Source organism: Nocardia thraciensis (assembly GCF_054782435.1).
Genome location: NZ_BAAGSM010000051.1, coordinates 1 through 24,726, shown reverse-complemented (window position 1 = coordinate 24,726; position 24,726 = coordinate 1). Strand labels below are relative to the sequence as shown.

The 24,726-nt window shown below is 66.5% G+C and carries 23 protein-coding genes and 4 tRNA genes; 26 read left to right on the top strand and 1 reads right to left on the bottom strand.

What is annotated here, in order from left to right; genetic code table 11:
* Nucleotides 1-134: 134 nt before the first annotated feature.
* Together ACYVLQ_RS30835 and htpX are read left to right on the top strand one after the other, a co-directional pair.
* Nucleotides 135-1,157, top strand: coding sequence for a polyprenyl synthetase family protein (locus ACYVLQ_RS30835; protein WP_460701052.1), 1,023 nt, complete (start codon nt 135-137; stop codon nt 1,155-1,157).
* Nucleotides 1,158-1,249: 92 nt separating this feature from the next.
* Nucleotides 1,250-2,122, top strand: a complete 873-nt coding sequence (gene htpX, locus ACYVLQ_RS30830) for a zinc metalloprotease HtpX (RefSeq protein ID WP_460701051.1) — start codon at nt 1,250-1,252, stop codon at nt 2,120-2,122.
* Between the two features lie 37 nt (nt 2,123-2,159).
* On the opposite strand, the gene ACYVLQ_RS30825 is transcribed toward htpX, so the two are convergent.
* On the bottom strand, nt 2,160-2,651 hold the full coding sequence (locus ACYVLQ_RS30825) for a YajQ family cyclic di-GMP-binding protein (protein WP_460701050.1): 492 nt from the start codon (nt 2,649-2,651) through the stop codon (nt 2,160-2,162).
* Nucleotides 2,652-2,807: 156 nt separating this feature from the next.
* Between ACYVLQ_RS30825 and ACYVLQ_RS30820 the strand changes: the two genes are divergently transcribed.
* The 24 genes from ACYVLQ_RS30820 to rpoB all read left to right on the top strand — a co-directional run.
* Nucleotides 2,808-2,888 (top strand) — tRNA-Tyr (locus ACYVLQ_RS30820).
* Nucleotides 2,889-3,118: 230 nt separating this feature from the next.
* Nucleotides 3,119-3,191: transfer RNA gene (locus ACYVLQ_RS30815), tRNA-Thr, on the top strand.
* Nucleotides 3,192-3,276: 85 nt separating this feature from the next.
* A tRNA-Met gene (locus tag ACYVLQ_RS30810) sits at nt 3,277-3,349 on the top strand.
* A gap of 49 nt (nt 3,350-3,398) precedes the next feature.
* Nucleotides 3,399-3,569 carry a 50S ribosomal protein L33 gene (gene rpmG / locus ACYVLQ_RS30805; protein WP_019049401.1) on the top strand — a complete coding sequence of 57 codons (171 nt, stop codon included), beginning with the start codon at nt 3,399-3,401 and terminating at the stop codon, nt 3,567-3,569.
* A gap of 165 nt (nt 3,570-3,734) precedes the next feature.
* Nucleotides 3,735-4,793 (top strand): fused (3R)-hydroxyacyl-ACP dehydratase subunits HadA/HadB, encoded by a 1,059-nt coding sequence (locus tag ACYVLQ_RS30800; RefSeq protein WP_460701219.1) that lies wholly within the window; start codon nt 3,735-3,737, stop codon nt 4,791-4,793.
* 200 nt (nt 4,794-4,993) lie between these two features.
* Nucleotides 4,994-5,066 (top strand) — tRNA-Trp (locus ACYVLQ_RS30795).
* Nucleotides 5,067-5,133: 67 nt separating this feature from the next.
* Complete coding sequence (gene secE / locus ACYVLQ_RS30790) at nt 5,134-5,538, top strand: preprotein translocase subunit SecE (RefSeq protein WP_460701049.1); 405 nt, start codon at nt 5,134-5,136, stop codon at nt 5,536-5,538.
* Between the two features lie 123 nt (nt 5,539-5,661).
* The gene (gene nusG / locus ACYVLQ_RS30785; protein ID WP_460701048.1) at nt 5,662-6,477 is read left to right on the top strand and encodes a transcription termination/antitermination protein NusG; all 816 of its coding nucleotides are present in this window, start codon (nt 5,662-5,664) and stop codon (nt 6,475-6,477) included.
* A 38-nt stretch (nt 6,478-6,515) separates the two neighbouring features.
* Nucleotides 6,516-6,950, top strand: a complete 435-nt coding sequence (gene rplK / locus ACYVLQ_RS30780) for a 50S ribosomal protein L11 (RefSeq protein WP_460701047.1) — start codon at nt 6,516-6,518, stop codon at nt 6,948-6,950.
* A gap of 66 nt (nt 6,951-7,016) precedes the next feature.
* Complete coding sequence (gene rplA, locus ACYVLQ_RS30775; protein WP_460701046.1) at nt 7,017-7,730, top strand: 50S ribosomal protein L1; 714 nt, start codon at nt 7,017-7,019, stop codon at nt 7,728-7,730.
* Between the two features lie 644 nt (nt 7,731-8,374).
* Nucleotides 8,375-8,920: a 50S ribosomal protein L10 gene (gene rplJ, locus ACYVLQ_RS30770; protein ID WP_460701045.1), complete on the top strand. Its 546-nt coding sequence runs from the start codon at nt 8,375-8,377 to the stop codon at nt 8,918-8,920.
* Between the two features lie 43 nt (nt 8,921-8,963).
* A complete protein-coding gene (rplL, locus tag ACYVLQ_RS30765; RefSeq protein ID WP_460701044.1) occupies nt 8,964-9,350 on the top strand; it encodes a 50S ribosomal protein L7/L12 in 387 nt (128 codons plus the stop codon).
* Between the two features lie 222 nt (nt 9,351-9,572).
* On the top strand, nt 9,573-10,649 hold the full coding sequence (locus tag ACYVLQ_RS30760) for an ABC transporter ATP-binding protein (RefSeq protein ID WP_460701043.1): 1,077 nt from the start codon (nt 9,573-9,575) through the stop codon (nt 10,647-10,649).
* An 11-nt stretch (nt 10,650-10,660) separates the two neighbouring features.
* On the top strand, nt 10,661-11,455 hold the full coding sequence (locus tag ACYVLQ_RS30755; RefSeq protein WP_068028008.1) for an MlaE family ABC transporter permease: 795 nt from the start codon (nt 10,661-10,663) through the stop codon (nt 11,453-11,455).
* A gap of 62 nt (nt 11,456-11,517) precedes the next feature.
* Nucleotides 11,518-12,324 (top strand): MlaE family ABC transporter permease, encoded by an 807-nt coding sequence (locus tag ACYVLQ_RS30750; RefSeq protein ID WP_373864080.1) that lies wholly within the window; start codon nt 11,518-11,520, stop codon nt 12,322-12,324.
* A 70-nt stretch (nt 12,325-12,394) separates the two neighbouring features.
* Nucleotides 12,395-13,741 (top strand): MCE family protein, encoded by a 1,347-nt coding sequence (locus ACYVLQ_RS30745; protein WP_460701042.1) that lies wholly within the window; start codon nt 12,395-12,397, stop codon nt 13,739-13,741.
* A complete protein-coding gene (locus ACYVLQ_RS30740) occupies nt 13,738-14,826 on the top strand; it encodes an MCE family protein (protein WP_460701041.1) in 1,089 nt (362 codons plus the stop codon). The genes ACYVLQ_RS30745 and ACYVLQ_RS30740 overlap by 4 nt, the downstream gene beginning before the upstream one ends.
* Nucleotides 14,826-15,836, top strand: a complete 1,011-nt coding sequence (locus tag ACYVLQ_RS30735; RefSeq protein ID WP_460701040.1) for an MCE family protein — start codon at nt 14,826-14,828, stop codon at nt 15,834-15,836. The genes ACYVLQ_RS30740 and ACYVLQ_RS30735 overlap by 1 nt, the downstream gene beginning before the upstream one ends.
* A 5-nt stretch (nt 15,837-15,841) precedes the next feature.
* The gene (locus ACYVLQ_RS30730; RefSeq protein ID WP_460701218.1) at nt 15,842-17,089 is read left to right on the top strand and encodes an MCE family protein; all 1,248 of its coding nucleotides are present in this window, start codon (nt 15,842-15,844) and stop codon (nt 17,087-17,089) included.
* A gap of 167 nt (nt 17,090-17,256) precedes the next feature.
* Entirely contained in the window at nt 17,257-18,444 is a 1,188-nt protein-coding gene (locus ACYVLQ_RS30725) for an MCE family protein (protein ID WP_460701217.1), read from the top strand.
* Nucleotides 18,441-19,682, top strand: coding sequence for an MCE family protein (locus ACYVLQ_RS30720; RefSeq protein ID WP_460701039.1), 1,242 nt, complete (start codon nt 18,441-18,443; stop codon nt 19,680-19,682). The genes ACYVLQ_RS30725 and ACYVLQ_RS30720 overlap by 4 nt, the downstream gene beginning before the upstream one ends.
* Nucleotides 19,683-19,744: 62 nt before the next feature.
* Nucleotides 19,745-20,473: a hypothetical protein gene (locus ACYVLQ_RS30715; protein ID WP_460701038.1), complete on the top strand. Its 729-nt coding sequence runs from the start codon at nt 19,745-19,747 to the stop codon at nt 20,471-20,473.
* Between the two features lie 516 nt (nt 20,474-20,989).
* A complete protein-coding gene (locus ACYVLQ_RS30710) occupies nt 20,990-21,451 on the top strand; it encodes a hypothetical protein (protein ID WP_460701037.1) in 462 nt (153 codons plus the stop codon).
* Nucleotides 21,452-21,920: 469 nt separating this feature from the next.
* Nucleotides 21,921-24,726, top strand: a 2,806-nt coding sequence (gene rpoB, locus ACYVLQ_RS30705; protein ID WP_460701216.1) for a DNA-directed RNA polymerase subunit beta, incomplete at its 3' end; no start/stop codon positions are given.

The following is a 24,726-nucleotide window of genomic DNA, read 5'->3' as shown; positions in this document are numbered from 1 at the left end:
AGACGCGTCGATGCGCATCGCAGGTTGCCGTTCCGACTGTCTGATCAGTCCCAGAGTGACTCCGTTCATGGGCAGGTCATCCCCGACACGCTAGGTTCTTGGGTGTGGGGACGGAACCGGCTTTGGGAGATGGCATGAGCGCATCGGCTGTCAGCGATGAGACCACCGTGGTCGCCGGGGTGGACCTCGGCGATTCCGAGCTCGCCTCGACCGTGCGCAGCGGTCTGGACGAGGTCGAGAAGCTGCTGATCAGCGAGCTGTCCGACGGCGAGGAGTTCCTGCAGGAGGCGGCGCTACACCTGGCCAAGGCCGGTGGCAAACGTTTCCGCCCGCTGTTCACCATCCTCACCGGGCAACTGGGCCCGCGCCCGACCGATCCGGACCTGGTCACCGCCGGGACCGTCATCGAGCTGGTGCACCTGGCCACGCTCTACCACGACGACGTGATGGACGAGGCGTCGATGCGGCGCGGCGCCCCGAGCGTGAATTCCCGCTGGGGAAACAGCATCGCGATCCTCGCGGGCGACTACCTGTTCGCCCACGCCTCCCGGCTGGTGTCCACGCTGGGTCCCGACGCGGTGCGCATCATCGCCGAGACGTTCGCCGAACTGGTGACCGGCCAGATGCGAGAAACCTTGGGCGCCAGGCAATCCCAGGACCCGGTCGAGCACTATCTGCGGGTTGTGTGGGAGAAGACCGGATCGCTGATCGCGGCCTCGGGCCGGTTCGGCGGCGCCTTCTCCGGCGCCGATCCCGAGCATGTGGAGCGGCTGGCGCGACTCGGTGACGCGGTGGGCACCGCCTTCCAGATCTCCGACGACATCATCGACATCTCCTCGGTCTCCGAGCAGTCCGGCAAGACGCCGGGCACCGACCTGCGCGAGGGCGTGCACACGCTGCCGGTGCTGTACGCGCTGCGCGACGAGGGCGACGAGGGCGACCGGCTGCGCAAGCTGCTGGCCCGCCCGCTGGAGTTCGACGCCGAGGTCACCGAGGCCCTGGACCTGCTGTCCCGCTCGCGCGGCATGGTGCTGGCGAAGGAGAAGCTGCAGGGGTACGCCGACATAGCCCACGCCGAACTGTCGGCGCTGCCCGGCGGCCCCGCCAACGAGGCCCTGGAGCGCCTGGTCCGCTACACCATCGAGCGCGTCGGCTGAATGCAACCTCACATCTCAACCAGGAACCTTTATCGCGGCTTCTATCGTTGACCTGGTGTAACGCTATCTGGACGGGGGCGTAAAGGAGTGCGATGCACGGGCACGGTGGTTTCGGGAACGGTCTGAAGACGTTCGGCCTGATGGTCGGGATGTCGGCGTTGATCGTGTTCGCCGGGGCGATGTTCCGTAGTCCGACCATCCTGGTGATCGCGATCCTGCTGGCCGTGGGGATGAATGCCTACGCCTATTTCAACAGCGACAAGCTGGCGCTCAAGGCGATGCACGCGCAGCCGGTCTCCGAGCTGGAGGCGCCGGTGATCTACAAGATCGTGCGCGAACTGGCGACCGCGGCGCGCCAGCCCATGCCGCGGCTGTACATCAGCCCGACCAACGCCCCCAACGCGTTCGCCACCGGCCGCGATCCGCGGCACGCGGCGGTCTGCTGCACCAGCGGCATCCTGCAGATCCTCGACGAACGGGAGCTGCGGGCGGTACTGGGGCACGAGCTGTCCCACGTCTACAACCGCGACATCCTGATCTCGTCGGTCGCGGGCGCGCTCGCCGCGGTCATCTCCGGCCTGGCCAACCTGGCCTTCTTCGCGAGCATGTTCGGCGGCAACCGCGACGGCGAGGGCCCGAACGTCTTCGGCGTGCTGCTGGTCTCGCTGCTCGGTCCGATCGCGGCGACGCTCATCAAGCTGGCGGTCTCGCGCTCCCGCGAGTACCAGGCCGACCAGGACGGCGCCGCCCTGACCGGCGACCCGCTGGCCCTGGCCTCGGCGCTGCGCAAGCTGGAGCGCGGCACCCAGGCGGCCCCCCTGCCGCCGGAGCCGCAACTGACCTCCCAGTCGCACCTGATGATCGCCAACCCGTTCCGCGCCGGAGACCGCATGGCCCGCTGGTTCTCGACCCACCCACCGATGGACGAGCGCATCTCCCGCCTGGAGCAGATGGCGGGTCGCTGAGCCTCGCCCGCATTGCCGGTATGCTGTGGGCCGGGTTCTACCGGTAATTCACGAACTGCAGCGCGACATCCAGGTCCGCCTTCCCGAGCAGCGCGATAACCGCCTGCAGATCGTCGCGCTTCTTGCCGCTCACGCGCAGCTCGTCGCCCTGGATCTGGGCCTTGACGCCCTTGGGGCCCTCGTCGCGGATCTTCTTGGCGATCTTCTTCGCATTCTCCGTCGAGATGCCCTGCACCAGGGTGCCTGTGATCTTGTACACCTTTCCGGAGGCCTGCGGCTCCCCGGCGTCGAAGGCCTTCAGCGAGATGTCGCGGCGGATCAGCTTCTCCTTGAAGACCTCCAGCGCGGCCTTGACCCGGTCCTCCGAATCGGCCTGCACGACGATCTTCTCCTCGCCGGACCACTCGATGCCCGCGCCGGTGCCGCGGAAGTCATACCGGGTGCTGAGCTCCTTCGCCGCCTGATTCAGCGCGTTGTCGACCTCCTGTCGGTCGACCTTGCTCACGACATCGAATGACGAATCGGCCACCCTGCGCTCCTGTCTGAGATCGTTGCCGGACTGTCGGGACCCTACGTACCCCGGAGCCTCGAAGCTAGTCCGCCGCACACGGGCTTGGCCAGCCGGTTTGCATGGGAGGGCCAGGCTCGTTGTATTCTTCTCAGCGCGCTGTGACAGCGCATGCCTGGCGGATTGCCCGAGCGGCCAAAGGGAGCTGACTGTAAATCAGCCGCGAAAGCTTCGGAGGTTCGAATCCTTCATCCGCCACCCCCTCAGGCCCTCCCTTACTCAGGGAGGGCCTGAGTCATGTTCGGGCTTCGCCCACCGGACCCCCTTTCTGAGGTGTAGTCGCTGAACCGAAGGCCGTTCACTGTTGCTCGGTTCCTCAAAACTGCCCTGAACAGCCGGTTTGGTAACCACGCGGTCGGGTGTGTAACCTCGTTCAAGGCTTCGGCGCCCCCGGTGCGAGCGATCGACACGGGAGCGTGAGTAGCTGTGCCCCCTTAGCTCAGTCGGCAGAGCGTTTCCATGGTAAGGAAAAGGTCAACGGTTCGATTCCGTTAGGGGGCTCGCCGGATTGCCGGTGGTGACCGACTCGGCACTCTGAAGGCGTAGAACCGAGAGCCGGGCAACACCTCCGCATTACCGCGCATATGGCGGTGTAGCTCAGGCGGTAGAGCAAACGACTCATAATCGTTGTGTCGCCGGTTCGAGTCCGGCCATCGCTACCCATACTGTTCAACTCCTCTTGTAGGTTGACCGGAAAGAAGGCATATCGTGGCCGCGAAGTCCACCGATGTCCGGCCAAAGATCACCTTGGCCTGCGAAGAGTGCAAGCACCGCAACTACATCACCAAGAAGAACCGGCGCAACGACCCGGACCGCCTCGAGCTGAAGAAGTTCTGCCCGAACTGCGGCACTCATCGGGCCCACCGCGAGTCTCGCTAGTTTCTCCACGCGTGCACGCTGCCGCGTTGGTCTAAAGTGCCGGAGCAGGATTCACCCGCTCCGGCACTTGGTGTAAGTGCGGTAGTGAGCGCTCCGCCGACTCCCGGTAGCGGGGTCAGATAGGGACAGCCTTCCGTGACAATCAACACCGGTACCGAAGTCGAGATGGACCAGCTCGCCGATTCGAACGGTAAGTCGTTAGATCCGGCGGCCCACGCGGCGGCGATGGTCGGTCATCACTACCGCGTCGACGACTACTACGAGGTCGGCCGCGAGAAGGTGCGCGAGTACGCGCGCGCCGTGCAGGACTACCACCCGGTGCACTGGGACGAGGACGTCGCCCAGGAGTACGGCCACGACAGCCTCGTCGCGCCGCTGACGTTCATCTCCCTGGTCGGAATCCTGGCGCAGAGCAAGCTGTTCGAGCAGGTCGTCACCGGCTACGACCTGAGCCAGATCATGCAGACCGATCAGATCCTGGAGTTCCACCGCCCGATCCGGGTCGGCGACCAGCTCATCTGCGACGTGCACCTGCACTCGTTCCGGCAGGCCCCGGGCGGCGCCGACATGATCGTGACCAAGAACATCGTCACGGCCCAGAACGACGAGCTGGTGCTCACCACCTACACCACCCTGGTCGGCCGCAGCGGCGCCGAGATCGATCCGAACATCGGTGACGCCGTCCGCAATGTGCTCATGCACGGCATCGGGGAGGCGCCCGGCCACCATCCGCGCACCGCCGCGTCGACGGCCGCGGCGCCGGCTCCGGCCGGCACGGTTCCCGCCGCGGCCCCCAGCAAGCACGCGATCCGATTCGACGACGTCGCCATCGGCGACGAGCTGCCCTCGCGCACCGTCCGCCTCACCCGCGGCGACCTGGTCAACTACGCCGGCGTTTCCGGCGACGCCAACCCGATCCACTGGAGCGACGACGTGGTCGAACTCGTCGGCCTGGACAACGTGGTGGCGCACGGCATGCTCACGATGGGCCTGGGCGGCGGCTTCGTCACCTCCTGGCTGGGCGATCCGGGCGCGGTCAAGGAGTACAACGTCCGGTTCACCAGCCCGGTCTACGTGCCCGCCGACCGCCCGGCCGAGATCGAGTACACCGGCAAGGTCAAGTCGATGGATCCGGAGACCCGCACGGCCGTCGTGGCGATCGTCGCGAAGTCCGAGGGGCGTAAGATCTTCGGGCGCGCCACCGCCACGGTGCAACTGGTGTGAGGCGGCCGGACCCGATTGGCGGCCCGCAGTGCCGGTAACGTACACTCGGGATTCTGGGGTCGCCAGCCGCTGCGCGCTGCTCTGAAGGGGCTGGTTCCGGACGGGAAACCGTCGGGGCCGCCGTCGCCGGAGTGGCGCGCGTGTCGTGTGACAGGCCAGGTACAACTGAATAGAAACGGTGCTGGATAACGTCCAGCCGAAGGGGCGTAGCTCAATTGGCAGAGCAGCGGTCTCCAAAACCGCAGGTTGCAGGTTCAAGTCCTGTCGCCCCTGCCTTCCGTAGTGACTGCTTGCAGGTCGCTCGAAAGGACCAGCATGCCAGCGACGAGAGAGGATCGACGTGAGCGAGCAGCGGGACCGTCGCCACGACGCGGATGCGTCCGATGACGATGACACCGCGGTGAGTCGGCCGAGCGGCAAGCGGTCGTCTCGGCGTGCTCGCGGAGCATCCTCGCCGACCGATACGGGTGCCATCGCCACCATCGAGCGGGCAGGCGGCGCCTCGGTATCGGCGAAGGCGTCCAAGGCAGACAAGAAGTCCGCGCGCGGTTCGGCGAATCCGTTCAAGCGCCTGGTGAAGTTCCTGCGCGAGGTAATCGCGGAACTGCGCAAGGTGATCTGGCCCAACCGCAAGCAGATGGTCACCTATACGAGCGTGGTCTTGGTGTTCGTGGTCGTGCTGGTCGCGTACATCTACGGGATGGATCTGGCGTTCATCAAGGGTGTCGACTGGCTGTTCGGCTAGCTGACCCCGCGCTGGTAACCGTCCCGGAGCAGGCCGGATTTCGGCCGGGCAGGGCGGCGCCATCCGCCGGATGCCTTCCGGCACGCAGAGGAAGTTAGTGACGACACAGGAAGCGAGTGCCCAGTGAGCACCCCGGAGAACGGCACAACCGAAGAGTTCCCGGTCGACGACGCGGCGGAGCAGTCCGCCGCCGAGCAGACCGTGGAGGACTCGGCGGACTCCGCGCCGACCGCGGAGCCCACAGACGCGCCCGCAGAGTCCGCGGACACACCGTCGGATCCGGACGCGGAGCCCGCAGCGGAGGAGCCCGCCGATCCGGTCGCGGAGATGAAGGCCGCACTGCGGCGCGCTCCCGGCGACTGGTATGTCGTCCACTCCTACGCGGGCTACGAGAACAAGGTGAAGGCCAACCTCGAGACCCGCGTGCAGAACCTGGGCCTGGAGGACTACATCTTCCAGGTCGAGGTGCCGACCGAGCAGGTCACGCAGTTCAAGAACAACCAGCGCAAGACGGTTCAGCAGAAGATCCTGCCGGGTTACATCCTGGTCCGGATGGACCTCAACGACGAGTCGTGGGGCGCGGTGCGCAACACCCCGGGCGTCACCGGTTTCGTCGGCGCCACCTCCCGGCCGTCGCCGCTGTCGATCAACGACGTGGTGAAGTTCCTGGTCCCCGCCGAGCAGCAGCAGAAGAAGCCCGCCGCCGCGAGCGCCGCGGCGACCGCGGAGAGCGGTGCCGGCGAGGCCGCGCCGAAGCCGGCCCTCGAGGTCGACTTCGAGGTCGGCGAGTCGGTGACCGTGATGGACGGCCCGTTCGCGACGCTGCCGGCCAGCATCTCCGAGATCAACGCCGAGCAGCAGAAGCTCAAGGTGCTGGTGTCGATCTTCGGTCGCGAGACCCCGGTGGAGCTGGCCTTCACCCAGGTCGCGAAACTCTGAGACTTGCAATAAGGCAAGAAACCAACCAAGGAAGAAAGATGCCCCCCAAGAAGAAGAAGGTCGCTGGGCTCATCAAGCTCCAGATCCAGGCCGGTGCGGCCAACCCCGCCCCGCCCGTGGGTCCCGCGCTGGGTCAGCACGGCGTCAACATCATGGAGTTCTGCAAGGCGTACAACGCCGCGACCGAGTCGCAGCGTGGCAACGTCATTCCGGTCGAGATCACGGTCTACGAGGACCGCTCGTTCGACTTCAAGCTGAAGACTCCGCCCGCCGCCAAGCTGCTGCTGAAGGCCGCCGGTGTGCAGAAGGGTTCGCCCGAGCCGCACCGCAACAAGGTCGCCACGGTCACGATGGACCAGATCAAGGAAATCGCGAAGACCAAGCAAGAAGATCTGAACGCCAACGACATCGATCAGGCGGCGAAGATCATCGCGGGCACCGCTCGCTCGATGGGTATCACCATCTCCGAGTAAGAGCTCATGTGGGAGGGACGGCCAGTCCCGTAAACCACGTCTGAACTACGAACAGGACAGAGAATCATGGCAAAACGAAGCAAGGCTTATCTCGAGGCGGCCGCCAAGGTCGACCGCGCTCAGCTGTACTCCCCGCTGGCCGCCACCCGGCTGGCGAAGGACACCTCCACCAAGAAGACCGACGCGACCGTCGAGGTTGCCGTCCGTCTGGGTGTCGATCCCCGCAAGGCCGACCAGATGGTCCGCGGCACCGTCAACCTGCCGCACGGCACCGGTAAGACCGCCCGCGTCATCGTGTTCGCCGCCGGTGAGAAGGCCGCCGAGGCCGAGGCCGCCGGCGCCGACGCCGTGGGCGCCGAGGATCTGATCGAGCGGATCCAGGGTGGTTGGCTGGACTTCGACGCCGCGATCGCCACCCCCGACCAGATGGCCAAGGTCGGCCGCATCGCGCGCGTGCTGGGCCCCCGCGGCCTGATGCCGAACCCGAAGACGGGCACGGTCACCACCGACGTGACCAAGGCCGTCAACGACATCAAGGGCGGCAAGATCAACTTCCGCGTCGACAAGCAGGCCAACCTGCACTTCGTGATCGGCAAGGCCTCCTTCGACGAGAAGAACCTGGTGGAGAACTACAGCGCCGCGCTGGAGGAGATCCTCCGCCTGAAGCCCTCGACCGCGAAGGGCCGCTACGTCAAGAAGGTGACGATTTCGACGAACACCGGCCCGGGCATCCCGGTGGACCCGAACCGCACCCGCAACCTCACCGAAGAGGACGCGTAGTAGCGCAAGAGGTTTAACGAAGGGCCGGTACGAGATTCGTACCGGCCCTTCGTATTTCGCCCCGGAATCCCGCCGCCCATCGTTCCCGGCATCGCGCCGCCCATCGTTCCGCGGCGTCGCGTCGCTATCGTTCCGCGGCGTCGCATCGCCCATCGTTCCCGGGGTCGCGTCGCCCATCGTTCCCGGGGTCGCGTCGCCCATCGTTCCCGGGGTCGCGTCGCCCATCGTTCCCCGGCGTCGCGTCGCTATCGTTCCCGGCGTCGCGTCGCTATCGTTCTGCGGCGTCGCGTCGCCCATCGTTCCCCGGCATGCTCTTCGCCGGGGCGTTTTGGCAGATGGGGGAGGGGTCCGCTATTCTGTACTGCGGTCGTCGACCTGTTCGATGGCCACCCCAATAGTTCTACCGAAGACCGTTGGTCGCTGCCGCGAGGCAGTCGAAGGTCCGGCGATATTGCCGGCGGCCCACGCAGGGAGAACCGAGGACGGAACCCGCAGTCCCGCCGAGTCCGAGTATTCGGCGTGAGTCTGCGCTGATTCTTCTGCGCCCCGGGACACTCTGCGTCCGGGGCGTCAGCTTTGTCGCCGGGGCGTCTCCACCGGAATCGGTAGTACATGAGAACCGACATCCAGAGAGGAGGCGATGTATGGCAATTCAGTGGAAGCACACCCAGGTCGACCAGATCACCGAGCATTTCAAGGAATCGACCGCCACTGTGATCACGGAATACCGTGGTCTGTCGGTCGGCAAGCTCACCGAGCTGCGCCGAGCGCTGGGCGCTGGTGCGACCTATACCGTCGCCAAGAACACCCTGGTCAAGCGTGCCGCCGCCGAGGCGGGCGTGGAAGGCCTGGATGACTTGTTCGTCGGCCCGACCGCCATCACCTTCATCAAGGGCGAGCCGGTCGAGGCCGCGAAGGCGCTGAAGACCTTCGCCAAGGACAACAAGGCCCTGGTCATCAAGGGCGGCTACATGGACGGCGCCGCGCTGTCCGTGTCCGAGGTCGAGCGCATCGCCGACCTGGAGTCCCGCGAGGTCCTGCTGTCCAAGCTGGCCGGTGCCATGAAGGGCAACATGACCAAGGCGGCCGGGCTGTTCGCCGCGCCCGCCGGCCAGGTTGCCCGCCTGTTCGCCGCGCTCGAGGACAAGAAGCGCGCCGAAGGCGGCGCCGAGGCCGCTCCGGCCGAATAAGCCATTTCCCCACCCCACAGACATCCATCGAAAGGAAACAACAATGGCCAACGTTGACGAGCTGCTCGAGACCATCGGCAACATGACCCTGCTCGAGCTGTCGGACTTCGTGAAGAAGTTCGAGGAGAAGTTCGAGGTCACCGCCGCCGCTCCGGTCGCCGTCGCCGCCGTCGGTGGCGCCGCTGCCGGTGCCCCGGCCGAGGCCGCCGAGGAGCAGGACGAGTTCGACGTCATCCTCGAGGGCGCCGGCGACAAGAAGATCCAGGTCATCAAGGTCGTGCGCGAGATCGTCTCCGGCCTGGGCCTGAAGGAGGCCAAGGATCTGGTCGAGGGCGCCCCGAAGCCGATCCTGGAGAAGGTCGCCAAGGAGGCCGCCGACGCCGCCAAGACCAAGCTGGAAGAGGCCGGCGCGAAGGTCTCGGTCAAGTAATTCGGTTTACGCCGTATCGCGACGGGCGGTTCCCTGCGGGGGCCGCCCGTCGCTCTTGTTTGGTGGTGTGCGACAAAGTTTCTACTGGCGAGTCAGGTAGGGTGTCCCAGGCCAGCGGCATACGATACAGTGGCCGCACCCCAGTGTGCCGCGTCACATTGCGCTGCAACGGTGCAGGCGTGGCCGAATGGGCGCTCGTCAGTAGGAATTGTGGAGGTTGGCGTGGGCGTCGAGGTCAGGACCGAAGCTGTAACCAAGTCTTTCGGTTCGCAGCGTATTTGGCAGGATGTCACCCTGACCCTGCCCCCGGGGGAAGTCAGTGCGCTGCTCGGCCCCTCCGGTACCGGTAAGTCCGTATTTCTGAAGTCGCTGATCGGTTTGCTGCGCCCGGAGCGCGGCTCGATCTACATCGACGGCACCGACATCACCACCTGCTCCAACAAGGAGCTCTACGAGATCCGCAAGCTGTTCGGCGTGCTGTTCCAGGACGGCGCCCTGTTCGGCTCGATGAACCTGTTCGACAATGTGGCCTTCCCGCTGCGCGAGCACACCAAGAAGAGCGAATCCGAGATCAAGAAGATCGTCATGGAGAAGCTCGAGCTGACCGGTCTGCTCGGCGCCGAGGGCAAGCTGCCCGGCGAGATCTCCGGCGGTATGCGCAAGCGCGCCGGCCTGGCCCGCGCCCTGGTGCTGGACCCGCAGATCATCCTCGTCGACGAGCCGGACTCCGGCCTCGACCCGGTGCGCACCACCTACATCAGCCAGCTGCTGCTCGACATCAACGCCCAGATCGACGCCACGATCCTGATCGTGACCCACAACATCCAGGTGGCCCGCACCATCCCCGACAACATCGGCATGCTGTTCCGCCGCCAGCTGGTCATGTTCGGCCCGCGCGAGGTGCTGCTGACGTCGGAGGAGCCGGTCGTCAAGCAGTTCCTCAACGGCCGCATGGTCGGCCCGATCGGCATGACCGAGGAGAAGGACGAGGCGCAGATGGCGCGCGAGCAGGCGCTCGCCGACGCGGGCCACTACGACAACGGGATCGACGAGATCCAGGGCATCCCGCCGCAGGTGAAGGTCAACCCCGGCATGCCCGTGCGCCAGGCCGTGGAGCGCCGCCGTCGCCGGGTGCGCGAGATCATGCACACCCTGCCGCATGCGGCCCAGGTCGCCATCCGTGAATCCATGGAAGAGAACGGCGATACACAAGTTCTGCCCGCCTACACCGGCAACCCGCCGGAATATCAGGGCGGCGCGTACGACACCACCGTGCGTCACAACCCAACCAACGGGTAACATACGCCACCGTGAATCAAACCCTGACGCGACTGCGCACCCCGGTCGAGTCGGGGTTTGCACAGGCCGGGAATATCTTTGCGCTGCTCATCAGCGTGGCGCGCAAGACATTCCAGCGGCCGTTCCAGTGGCGTGAGTTCGTCGAGCAGTCGTGGTTCATCGCGAGTGTCTCGGTGCTGCCCGCCGCGCTGGTGGCGATCCCGTTCGGTGCCGTCGTGGCGTTGCAGACCGGTTCACTCATCAAGCAGCTCGGCGCCGAGTCGTTCACCGGCGCGACCAGCGTGCTGGCTACCGTCCAGCAGGCCGCGCCCGTCGTGACCGCGTTGATCATCGCCGGTGCGGCGGGCTCCGCCGTGGCCGCCGATCTCGGCTCCCGGACCATCCGCGAGGAGATCGACGCGATGGAGGTGCTCGGCATCGATCCGGTGCAGCGGCTGGTGGTGCCGCGGGTGCTCGGCATGATCCTGGTCGCGCTGTTGCTCAACGGCCTGGTGTCGGTCGTGGGCATCTGCGGCGGTTACGGTTTCAACGTGCTGCTGCAGGGCGGGACCCCGGGTTCCTACCTGGCCTCGTTCTCCGCGCTGGCCCAACTGCCGGACCTGTGGATCGGCGAGATCAAGGCGGCCATCTTCGGGCTGATCGCGGGAGTGATCGCCGCCTACAAGGGTTTGCATCCGAAAGGGGGGCCGAAAGGAGTGGGTGACGCGGTGAACCAGTCCGTGGTGATCACCTTCCTGGTGCTCTTCTTCGTCAATCTCATCTTGACGCTGGTGTACCTGCAGGTCGTCCCCGCCAAGGGCTCCTGATCATGGTGGTGTCACAGCGTTCCCCAGCCTTCGCCAAGCAGCTGCGCCGGGTCGGCAGGGCCATGCGTGCCCCGGTAAACGTCATCGATCGCGCGGGCGACCAGATGTCGTTCTACTCCAAGGCGATCGCGTGGATCCCGCGCACCGCGGTGCACTACCGCAAGGAGGTCATGCGGCTGCTGGCCGAGGTCACCTTCGGTTCCGGCGCCCTGGCGGTGATCGGCGGCACCATCGGCGTGGTCGTCATGATGTCGGCCTCGGTGGGTGTGGTCGTCGGCCTGCAGGGCTTCAAAGCCCTCGACGCGCTGGGCAGCGGTGTGCTGACCGGCTTCCTCACCGGCTACATCAACACCCGCGAGCTGGCCCCGCTGGTGGCGGCGCTGGCGCTGTCGGCGACGGTGGGCTGCGGTTTCACCGCCCAGTTGGGTGCGATGCGGATCTCGGAGGAGATCGACGCGCTCGAGGTGATGGCGGTGCCGGGCGTGCCGTTCCTGGTGACCACGCGCGTGATCGCGGGGTTCACCGCGGTGATCCCGCTCTACATCGTCGGCCTGCTGGGCACGTTCCTGGCATCACGGCAGATCAGTGTGTGGTTCAACGGGCAATCGACGGGGTCCTACGACCACTATTTCAGTTTGTTCCTGCCACCCGAGGACGTGTTGTATTCGTTCCTCAAGGTGCTGGTCTTCGCGTTCGTGATCATCCTGATCCACTGCTACTACGGGTTCACCGCCACCGGCGGCCCGGCCGGGGTCGGCGTGGCGGTGGGGCGCGCGGTGCGCGCGTCGATCGTGCTGATCAATATCTTGGACTTCTTCCTCAGCCTTGCGATTTGGGGAACGACCACGACGGTGCGGGTGGCGGGATGATCGGTCGAGGCCCGGAGGCGGCAGCTTGCGTGACCACGGAGGGCTTCCGGTCAGCCCCGGGAGGCGCAGCATGAACGGGGTGCAGTTCTGGCGCTCCACGGAGAAGTTGCGCGTGCGGACGCTCGGCGTGCTGTTCTTCGTGGTGATGGCGGTGTTCCTGGCGACCACCATCGCGGCCTACAACAAGGTGTGGGTGAAGACGACGAAGGTCGACCTGATCACCGACACCGTCGGAAACGCGTTGACGCGCAACGCGGATGTGAAGGTTCGCGGCGTCACCGTGGGTGAGGTCCGCTCCAGCGAGTCCACCGGCGGCAAGGTGACGCTGCACCTGGCGCTGAGCCCGGACAAGGCCGAGGAGATCCCGTCCAATGTGACCGCGCGGCTGCTGCCGAAGACGCTGTTCGGTGAGCGCTACGTCGAACTGGTGTGGCCCGAACAGCCGAGCGGACAGCCGCTGCGGGCAGGTATGACCCTGCAGCAGGACGCCAGCGGCAATGCCGTGGAGGTCAGTCAGTTGCTGGACAAGGTGCTGCCGCTGCTGCAGGCGATTCCGCCGCAGTACCTGGCCTCGACCCTCGGCGCGCTGTCGCAGGCGCTGGGCGGGCAGGGCGAGGAACTCGGCCACACCATCGACCGGCTGGACACCGTCTTCCGCGATCTGAACGGCGTGCTGCCGACGCTGCAGGAGGACATCCGCCAGTTCGCGACCGTGGCCGACACCTATTCGGACGCGCTGCCGCAACTGGTCGACACCTTCGACAATCTGCGCACGCTCAATGCCACGATCGTGCAGAAGCGGTCGCAGCTCGACACGCTGTACTCGGTGCTGACGCCCACCTCGGCGCAGACGGCCGACTTCCTGATCGCCAACCACGACAACATCATCGATGTCGCCGCGGACTCGCGCACCGCGCTGGAACTGCTGGGCACCTATTCGCCCACCTTCCCCTGCACGATGAAGAACTTCGCTCAGCTCAAGCCGCGCATCGACCAGATCTTCGGCAAGGACACGGATATGCCAGGTTCGCGGGTGTCGATCCTGCTGACCAACACCCGCGGCAGGTATCTGCCCAATCAGGACGAGCCGCGCTGGTTCGACCAGCGTCCGCCGGTGTGCTTCCCCGAGTTCCCGACCGGTGTGGATTCCGGGCAGTATCCGACCGGTTCCGCCAACGACGGCTCCTATCAGCCGCCGACCCGCAATCCGGGCGACCCGAACATCGGACAGCTGCCGCCCGCCCAGTTCTCGGTGTACGGCGCGCAGCCCGCGACATCGGTGGGCTCCCCGGCGGAACAGCAGACGCTGGGCGCGATCTATGGTGCGGCCAACGGTGTTTCGCCAGATCAGGTACCGAGCTGGGTAACCCGGATCGGCGCCCCGGCCATGCGTGGAAGTGAGGTGAGCGTGAAATGAGCGGCCGTTTACGCGGCCTCGGCGGCCCGCTGACCAAACTCGTCATCTTCATCGTGGTGACGCTGCTCGCGACCGCGGTGTTGGGCCTCACCATCGCCAACTACTCCGGCGGCGGCACCGCGTTCAAGGCCCGGTTCACCGATGTGACGTCGCTGAACCCGGGCGACGAGGTGCGCATCGCGGGCGTCCGGGTCGGCAAGGTGACCAAGGTGGCGGTGATCGATCGCAACCAGGCCGAGGTGAAATTCGAGCTGACCGACCGGGATTGGCTCCCGGCCTCCACCACCGCCACCATCCGCTACCGGAACCTGGTCGGCCAGCGCTACATCGCGCTGGAGCAGGGGACCGGACAGCAGGGCCGGAAGCTGAACAAGGGCGGCACCATCCCGCTCGACCGCACCACGCCGGCGCTGAACCTGACCACGCTGTTCAACGGATTCCGTCCGCTGTTCCAGACGCTCACCGCCGACGACGTGAACAAACTGTCCTACGAGATCATCCAGGTGTTCCAGGGCGAGTCGGGGACCATCAAGGAGCTGGTGTCCAACACCGCCGGTCTGACCAACAAGATCGCCGACAAGGATGCGGTGATCGGTGAGATCGTGAAGAACCTCAATGCCGTGCTGGACTCGGTCAATTCGCGCGACGGCCAGCTCAACGAGCTGATCGTCAACACCGAGGCGCTGATCACCGGCCTCAACGCCGAGCGCGGCACCATCGGGTCCGCGGTGCAGTCGCTGGGTGACCTGGCCTCGGCCACGGCCGACCTGCTGGTGCCCGTCCGCCCGACGCTGCAGGGCTCGATCGCCGGTTTGAACCAGCTCACCGGCACTCTCAACGACCGTTCCCCCGAGGTGAACGAGGCGCTGACGAATCTGCCGATCAAGATGGAGAAGCTGGGCCGCGCCGCCAGCTACGGCTCGTGGTTCCAGTTCTATCTGTGCGGCATCGACATCGTCGCCGGACCGGGCACCAAGGACGCGCCGCAGCTGAACATCCCGCCCGCCATCGCGGACCTGCCGACGGTGAACCAGCCGATGTACACCAACCCGGCCCCGCGTTGTCACGGGAAGGGTGGCCGCTGATGGACGACCGTCAACTGATGGGTACGCGCAGCCCGGCGTTCATGGGCGGGCTGGGCCTGTTCCTGGTGCTGCTGATCACCGTATCGGTGTTCTTCCTGGACCGGCTGCCGATCATCGGCGCCGGAACCCACTACTCCGCGGAGTTCTCCGAGGCCGCCGGGCTGAAGAAGGGCAACGAGGTCCGCATCGCGGGCGTCAAGGTCGGCACGGTGTCGGACGTGTATCTCGACGGCGACAAGGCCGTGGTGGATTTCCGCACCAAGGACGCCTGGGTCGGGGATGCGACCACCGCGTCGATCCAGATCAAGACGCTGCTCGGCCAGAAGTACCTGGCGCTCGATCCCAAGGGCAGCGGCCCCGCCGATCCGGGTAAGCCGATTCCGTTGTCGCGCACCGTCTCTCCCTACGACGTGGTGGAGGCGTTCAGCGACGTCGCCGCGGATATCGAGCAGACCGACACCGCCCAGCTGGCCACCAGCATGCGGGTGCTGTCGGAGGCGTTCTCCGGAACGCCGCCGGAGATCCGCGGCTCCATCGACGGCATCGGCAGGCTCTCGGAGACCCTGGCCAAGCGCGACGAGGAGCTGAAGAAGCTGTTCGCGGCGACCAACAAGACCACCAAGGTGCTCGCCGACCGCAATGCCGAATTCGAGCGGCTGCTCGCCAGCGGCGGGCAGCTGCTGGCCGAGCTGAACGTGCGCCAGCAGGCGATCTCGCAGCTGCTGACGGGCGCCAAGACCGTGGCCGCCGAGCTGACCGCGCTGGTCCACGACAACGAGGAGCAGATCGGCCCGGCGCTGACGAACCTGAAGACGTCCATCGACATGCTGAACGACAACCAGCAGAACATCTCCAAGACGCTGACGCTCGCGGCACCGTTCTACGGGCTGTACGCCAACGTGCTGGGCACCGGCCGCTGGTTCGACGCGGTGATCGTCAATCTGATGCCGCCCGCGCTGCCGGAGATCCCGGGCGATCGCCCGCCGATCCGGAACCTGGGAGGCAACTGATGGGGATGAATGCGTTCCGGAAGTCCGGGCGCGGCACCAAGATGCTCGTGGCCGGTGGCATGGCCGTGGTGGTCGTGCTGGCCGGTGTGCTGTGGTGGTTGTTCGACAACTTCAACACCACCAAGATCACCGCGTACTTCGACAAGTCGATCGGCATCTACCAGGGCTCGGACGTGCGCGTCATCGGTGTGCCGGTGGGCAAGGTGGATTCCGTCGAACCGGTCGGTGACCAGGTCAAGGTCACCATGTCGGTGGGTCGCGAGTACGACATTCCGGCCGATGCGAAGGCCGCCCAGATCACGCCGTCGGTGGTGTCGGACCGCTACATCCAGCTCACCCCGGTGTACAAGGGCGGGCCGAAGATGCCCCGCACCGCGACCATCCCGAAGGAGCGCACCGCGACTCCGGTCGAGGTCGATCGGCTGTACAAGTCGATCACTCAGCTCTCGGATGCGTTGGGCCCCAACGGCGCCAACAAGGACGGCGCCCTGAACGAGCTGGTGCGCACGGGTGCGGCCAACTTCGCGGGCAACGGCGAGGCGTTGCAGAACAGCCTGGCGCAGCTGTCGCATGCGGCGCGCTACCTGTCCGACGCGCGCGGCGACATCTTCGACACCATCAAGAACCTGCAGGTCTTCGTGCGCACGCTCGCCGAGAACGATCAGCAGGTGCGGCAATTCAACGCGCAGCTGGCGGATCTGGCGGGCTTCCTCGCCGACGAGCGCCAGAATCTGGGCCAGGCGCTGAACCTGCTGTCGATCGGGCTCGGCGACGTGGCCCGGTTCATCGATGACAACCGAGAGCTGGTGGCGCAGAACGCCGAGGCGCTCACGACGCTCACCCAGACCCTGGCCGATCAGCGCCAAGACGTCGCGAACCTGCTGCCCGTACTGCCGCTGGCGCTGAGCAACCTGATCAACGTGCACAACGGCGAGTCCGGCACGCTGGACATGCGCGCCAATTTCACCGATCTGCAGAACCCGTTCGGCGTCGTCTGCAAGATGCTCGACCTCGGTCAATTGCGGCCCGGGGACCCGAAATTCGACGCGATCAGCCGCCAGCTCCGCCCGATCCTGGATCAGTGCAAGACGATCACGGATCAGGTGAAAGAGGGCGTGGTGACGCCCTCGCTGATCCTGCCGTTCGGCATCCTCAGCGGCGAGAACCAACAGCGCGCCCCCGTCCCGGGCACCGTTCCGGGCACGCCGTCGGATCAGCAGCCGCCGTCGCAGCAGGAAGGTGGGCAGCGATGAGGGCCTCGTCCATAAGGTGGGCAGCGATGAGGGCCTCGTCCGTCATCCCGGCGTGCTTTTTGCCGGGATCTCGCAGCGGATTCCGGCCAAAAGCACGCCGGAATGACAGTGTGTATACGTCGCGCCGCGGAACGCGTAGCACCGCACGTGGATTCGTCGCCGCAACGATCATCGGCCTCTCCGCCGCGCTCGTGACTTCCTGCTCCTCCGACGGCATCTACAGCGTCCCGCTGCCCGGCGGCGCGGATATCGGTGCGCATCCGATGCACATCGACGTGCACTTCGACGACGTGCTGGACCTGGTGCCGCAGTCGGCGGTGAAGGTGGACGGCGTCGCCGTGGGCCGGGTCGACAAGATCGAGATGGCGCCCGACGGCTGGACCGCGAGCGTGCGCACCCTGGTCAATTCGTCGGTACAGCTGCCCGCCAACGCGCACGCCGAGGTGAAGCAGTCGAATCTGCTGGGCGAGAAGTTCGTGGAACTGTCCGCGCCCAGGCAGGATCCGGAGACCTCGAAGCTGAAGGACGGATCGGTCATCCCGGTGGACCGGACGCGCCACGCCACCGAGGTCGAGCAGGTGCTCGGCGCGCTGTCGCTGCTGCTCAACGGCGGCGGTGTCGCGCAATTGCAGCCGATCGTGGTGGAACTGAACAAGGCGCTCGGCGGCCGCGAGGACAAGGCGCGCTCGCTGCTGGAGCAGGCCAACACCCTCATCGACGGATTGAACCAGCAGGTCGACGACATCCAGCGGGCGCTGGACAGTCTCGGCACGCTGTCGACCCGGGTCGGCCAGCAGACCGAGCAGATCGGCAAGATCCTCGACGAACTGCCCGCGGGCATCAAGGTGCTCGACGAGCAGCGCCCGCAGCTGATCGGATTGCTGCAACAGCTGGACCGGGTCGGCCAGGCCGGGTTCGACGTGCTCGACAAGTCCAAGGACAATCTCATCCGCGACCTGCGGGCCCTGCAGCCGACGCTGCAGGAGCTGGGCCGCGCGGCGCCGGATCTGGTGACCGCCTTCCCGCTCATCCCGACCTACCCGTTCCCGGACGAGGCGATCCATTCCGCGATCGGCGGCTCGGTCAACACCTGGCTGTCGGTGGACCTGCAGATCGGCACCACGCTGTCGAATCTCGGTGTGGGCAAGCCCGATCCGGTGTACATCCCGCCGAAGTACGGGCCGCCGGTGCCGGTGAACCCGAGCAACCCGTACTACAACGGCAACGGACCGCGACCGGGCTGGCCGACGGTCTCGCTGCTGCCGCTGCCGCCCACCGTGGTCGCCCCGGCCACGGGTCGCCCGGGTGATCCGATCGGCTCGATCCTGGAGCAGTTGGGAGTGAAGCCGCGATGAGTAAGTTGGTGCGCTACCAGCTGATCGCCTTCGGGCTGATCGCGGTGCTCGGCGTCGTCTTCGTCGGCGCGAAGTACGTCAAGCTCGACCACATGCTCGGCATCGGCCAGTACCAGGTGCGGGTGACGATGAAGGAGACCGGCAACCTGTCCAAGGGCGCCGAGGTCACCTATCGCGGTGTGCCGGTCGGGCGCGTCGGCACGCAGGACATCACCCCCGACGGCGTGGTCGTCAACCTGGAGATGGACTCGGGCAAGCCCAAGGTGCCGCAGACCGCGAAGGCCGTGGTGGCCAACCGATCCGCCATCGGCGAGCAGTACGTCGACCTGGTGCCCACCACCTCCGGCGGCCCGTACCTGAAGGACGGTTCGGTGATCGACGGCGCCGAGGTGCCGATCCGCGTGGAGGACCTGCTGGCCAGCGTCAACAGCTTCGCCGGCACCACCGACCTGCAGGCGCTGTCCACCACCGTCACCGAGCTGGGCAAGGCCTTCGACGGCCAGGGCGACAACCTGCGCATCCTGGTCGACTCGCTGAACAAGTTCAGCCAGACCGGCGTGGAGGCGCTGCCGCAGACCGTCGACCTGATCCGCGACGCGCAGACCGTGCTCGGCACCCAGGCGGAGCAGTCGCCGTCGATCCGCCGCTTCAGCGACGGCCTGGACAAGCTGTCGCTGCAGCTGCGCGCCAACGATCCCGACATCCGCCGCCTGATCGGCACGGGCGCCGACGCGGGCAGATCGATCGGGGACCTGCTGACGCAGACCGCCGAGCCGCTGACCAAGGATCTGAGCAACCTGCGGTCGCTGCTGCTGGCGGTCTCGCCGAAGTACTACGCGCTGGCGCCGCTGGTGCAGATGCTGCCGCTGCTGTCGATCGGCGGCTCGGCCACCGCGCCCGGCGACAGCACCAGCCACTTCGGGCTGGTGCTCGAGACCAACAATCCGCCCGCCTGCACCGTCGGCTACGAGGGCACCCAGCGGATTCTCGAGGAGATGAAGGCGCAGAACCCGAACTTCGACGACAACCGCGACGATTTCCCGTTCAATACGGATGCGAAATGCGCTGTGCCGTTCGGGAATCCGACCGCCGTGCGCGGCGGCGAACGCGCCGACCTGGCCGATCCGAGCATCCCGCAGCCATGGGATGCCACGCCCAAGACCGACCCCGACAAGCTGAACCTGAACCCGGTCGCCGCCCAGCTGGCTCCCCTCATCGGGGTGACTCCGAAGCGGTGACGGGGGTACAGCTCCGACCCGGGCGGATGAGCCTGGGAAAATTACGACGCTAGGGTGTCGCTGTGAGTTCTGACCTGACCGACGAGTCGTCGCAAGCCGCGGCGGAGCCTTCCGCCGAAGCCGCGCCGGCGAAGGCCGGGCGCTCGGCCGATGCCGCACCGTCCACGACGCTGCGCACGGTGGCCACCGCGGTAGCTGCCGTGTGGCTGGTTGTCGCCGTGGTCGCCACCGCCTGGTTCGGCATCGGCTGGGCGCGCGCGGCCTGGTTCACCGACGGCCCCCGCGCCGATGCCCGCGACACCGCGCTGGACTCGGCGCGGCAGGCCGCGATCAACCTGTCGTCGATGAATCCCGACAATGTCGACGGCTCGATCGATCTGATGAAGTCATCGATGACCGGCGATATGCTCACCCAGCTCGACCAGAACCGCGACCGCATCAAGCAGGCCGCCGAGAACTCCAAGACCAAGATCGAGGCCAAGGTCGTCGGCGCCTCGCTGAGCTCGCTCAACAGCGAACGCGACAAGGCCACCGCGATCGTGGTGCTGCAGCTGACCCAGACCGCGCCGAACGTCCCGGCGCAGTCGTTCCGGGCCACCTGGACGCTGGACATGGCCGAGGCGGGCGACACCTGGAAGACCGAGCAGGCGAATTCGCTGGGTCAGATGGTCCCGCTGAACGCGCCCGATCTCGCGGGCGCTCCCGGACAGTCCGGCCCAGGTCAGCCCGCCCCCGGAGACACCCCCGCGCCTCCCGCCGGTGACGCGCCGCAGGGCCAGCCCGGATCGTAGGAGGTATTCGCCATGAACTCGCGCCGCCCCGTCAACAAGATCTCGCCGCGGATGAAGCCCTCGGAGGGCACTCCGAAATCGTCCGAGCCCGCCGAGCGCCCGGCCCGCAAGCGCTCCACCACCGCTCGCCCGGGGGCGCGGACGAGTGGGACCACATCCCGGTCCGCCGCGACCTCGTCCCTGCCTGCCGCCGATACGCCCTCTCGGTCGGCCGCCGGTCCCTCGCCCCGGTCGGCCGCTGGTTCCTCGCCCCGGTCGGCCGCTGGTTCCTCGCCCCGGTCGGCCGCTGGTTCCTCGCCCCGGTCGGCCGCTGGTTCCTCGCCCCGGTCGGCCGCTGGTTCCTCGCCCCGGTCCGCTGCTGGTACGTCGTCCGGGTCCGCTGCTGGTAGGTCGTCCCGGTCTGCTGTTGGTACGTCGTCCCGGTCCGCCGCCGACACTTCTTCGGGCGGGTCCGCCACTACTTTTTTCCGGCATGCTTTTGGCCGGAATCGCTCGTCGTGGGGCCTCGCGCTCGGCATGCTGGTGGCCGCCGCGGTGCTCACCGCCTTCGCGGCGATCGCGGCGTTCCGGCCCGGCGTGGCCGACGGCAACGAGGCGTTCGTGGACACCGGGGCGACCCAGGAGGTGTCGGCCGCGGCGGACCACGCGCTGAAGACGGTCTACTCCTACGACGCGAAGAGCATCGGCGGATACAAGGACGCCGTGCACAAGGTCGTCACCGGCAAGATGCTCACCGATTTCGACAAATTCGCCGACACCACCGTCTCGGCCGTGCAGCAGGCGCAGTCGACCGCACAGGCGACCGCCGACCCGATCGGTGTGACGTTGCTCACCGAGGATCGCGCCGAGTTGCTGGTCAACCTGACCGTGAGCTCCACCAAGAACAACGTTCCACAGGAAAGCGCGTCGGGTCCGATCGTGCTGCACATGGAGAAGGTCAACGGCGCCTGGCTGGCCGCCGAAATCTCCGACCGCTGAGCAAACGACTGGCAATCGCTACAGCTCAGTGGGTGATTAACCAGGGCTGCAGGCGATCTCGCGGCGGGGCCAGCAGCGGATTTGCCCCCGTGCACACTTGACGAGTTTCGTCCGACCCGTCACGCTATTCACAACAGCGGCAGCTGTCACAGGGCTTGGGGCCCGGGTGGATTCGCCGCCGAAGGCCCGAACGCAGCCAGCGGGAAACGGGTCCGGCGCGCCAGCCGTCCGAAACGCGGTTCGGATGGTACTTTGACACCCCCTCTGTAGGGGTGTAGTTTTGGACGTTGCGCTGGCTGCCTCCTGTCCATACCTCGATCGCACAACGAGAGTTCCACCGTCCTGGTGTTACTTCCGTCTTTTGCTGTTCGGGTTTCGTTCGGGGCGCGACCAGCGGAATTCGTAGCAAAGACAAGCGACGGTCGTTGTGGTGCCTCGTACGTACAGGCACTACAGCGGCCCGCGTGAGGTGCTGGAAGGACGCATCTTGGCAGTCTCCACCCAGACCAAGGCCGGTATCCCCGGAGCCCCGAAGCGGGTGTCTTTCGCGAAGATCCGCGAACCCTTGGAGGTTCCGGATCTTCTCGATCTACAAACCGAATCGTTCGATTGGCTGGTCGGCGCACCGGATTGGCGGGAACGGGCCGGTGCCCGCGGCGACGTCACCCCCGTCGGTGGCCTCGAGGAGGTGCTCGAGGAGCTCTCGCCGATCGAGGATTTCTCGGGTTCGATGTCTCTGTCCTTCTCCGACCCGCGCTTCGAAGAGGTCAAGGCCTCCATCGAGGAGTGCAAGGACAAGGACATGACCTACGCGGCGCCGTTGTTCGTGACCGCGGAGTTCATCAACAACAACACCGGTGAGATCAAGTCTCAGACGGTCTTCATGGGCGATTTCCCGATGATGACCGACAAGGGCACGTTCATCATCAACGGCACCGAGCGCGTCGTGGTCTCGCAGCTGGTCCGCTCGCCCGGTGTGTACTTCGACGAGTCCATCGACAAGGGCACGGAGAAGCTGCTGCACAGCGTCCGCGTGATCCCGAGCCGGGGCGCGTGGCTGGAGTTCGACGTCGACAAGCGCGACACCGTGGGTGTGCGCATCGACCGCAAGCGCCGTCAGCCGGTCACCGTGCTGCTGAAGGCGCTGGGCATGACGACCGAGGAGATCGCCGAGCGCTTCGGCTTCTCCGAGATCATGATGTCCACCCTGGAGAAGGACAACACCGCCGGGCAGGACGAGGCGCTGCTCGACATCTACCGCAAGCTGCGTCCGGGCGAGCCGCCGACGAAGGAGTCGGCGCAGACCCTGCTGGAGAACCTGTTCTTCAAGGAGAAGCGCTACGACCTGGCCCGCGTCGGCCGCTACAAGGTCAACAAGAAGCTGGGGCTGAATGCCGGCGAGCCGGTCACCGGTTCGGTGCTGACCCGCGAGGACATCGTCGCGACCATCGAGTACCTGGTGCGCCTGCACCAGGGCGACCGGGTCATGACGGCTCCGGGCGGCGTCGAGGTCGGGGTCGAGGTGGACGATATCGACCACTTCGGCAACCGTCGCCTGCGCACCGTCGGCGAGCTGATCCAGAACCAGATCCGGGTCGGCCTGTCCCGCATGGAGCGCGTCGTGCGCGAGCGCATGACGACCCAGGACGTCGAGGCCATCACGCCGCAGACCCTGATCAACATCCGTCCCGTCGTGGCCGCGATCAAGGAGTTCTTCGGCACCTCGCAGCTGTCGCAGTTCCTGGACCAGAACAACCCGCTGTCGGGCCTGACCCACAAGCGCCGCCTGTCGGCGCTGGGCCCGGGTGGTCTGTCGCGTGAGCGCGCGGGCCTGGAGGTCCGCGACGTGCACCCGTCGCACTACGGCCGCATGTGCCCGATCGAGACGCCGGAAGGCCCGAACATCGGCCTGATCGGCACGCTGTCGGTGTTCGCGCGGGTCAACCCGTTCGGCTTCATCGAGACGCCGTACCGCAAGGTCGCGAACGGCCGGGTCACCGACGAGGTTGTCTACCTGACCGCCGACGAGGAAGACCGCCACGTCCGCGCCCAGGCGAACTCGCCGATCGACGACGACGGCAACTTCATCGATGAACGCGTGCTGGCTCGCCGCGGCAACGAGGAGATGGAGTTCGTCTTCCCGAACGAGGTCGACTACATGGACGTCTCGCCGCGCCAGATGGTGTCGGCGGCGACGGCCATGATCCCGTTCCTCGAGCACGATGATGCCAACCGCGCGCTCATGGGTGCGAATATGCAGAAGCAGGCGGTGCCGCTGATCCGCGCGGAGTCGCCGCTGGTCGGCACGGGCATGGAGCTGCGCGCCGCCGTGGACGCGGGCGATATGGTCGTGAACGAGAAAGCTGGTGTGGTGGAGGAGGTTTCGGCTGACTACATCACTGTGATGCACGATGATGGTACTCGTAAGTCTTATCGGATGCGTAAGTTCTCGCGTTCCAATCAGGGCACCTGCGCCAACCAGCGTCCGATCGTGGACGAGGGGCAGCGGGTCGAGGTCGGTCAGGTGTTGGCCGATGGTCCGTCCACCGACAACGGTGAGATGGCCCTCGGTAAGAACCTCCTCGTCGCGGTGATGCCGTGGGAGGGCCACAACTACGAGGACGCGATCATTCTGTCGCAGCGTCTCGTGGAGGAGGATGTCCTCACCTCGATCCATATCGAGGAGCACGAGATCGATGCTCGCGATACGAAGCTCGGTGCCGAGGAGATCACCCGGGATATCCCGAACGTCTCCGACGAGGTCCTCGCCGACCTCGACGAGCGGGGCATTGTGCGTATCGGTGCGGAGGTCCGCGACGGTGACATCCTGGTCGGCAAGGTCACTCCGAAGGGTGAGACCGAGCTGACCCCGGAGGAGCGGCTGCTGCGCGCGATCTTCGGTGAGAAGGCGCGCGAGGTGCGTGATACGTCGTTGAAGGTGCCGCACGGTGAGTCGGGCAAGGTCATCGGTATCCGCGTGTTCTCCCGCGAGGACGACGATGATCTGCCGCCGGGTGTGAACGAGTTGGTGCGTGTGTATGTGGCGCAGAAGCGCAAGATCCAGGATGGTGACAAGCTCGCCGGTCGGCACGGTAACAAGGGTGTGATCGGGAAGATCCTGCCGAAGGAGGACATGCCGTTCATGCCCGACGGCACGCCGGTGGACATTATTTTGAACACCCATGGTGTGCCGCGTCGTATGAACATCGGCCAGATCCTGGAAACCCATCTCGGCTGGGTGGCCAAGGCGGGCTGGAAGGTCGAGGGCAATCCGG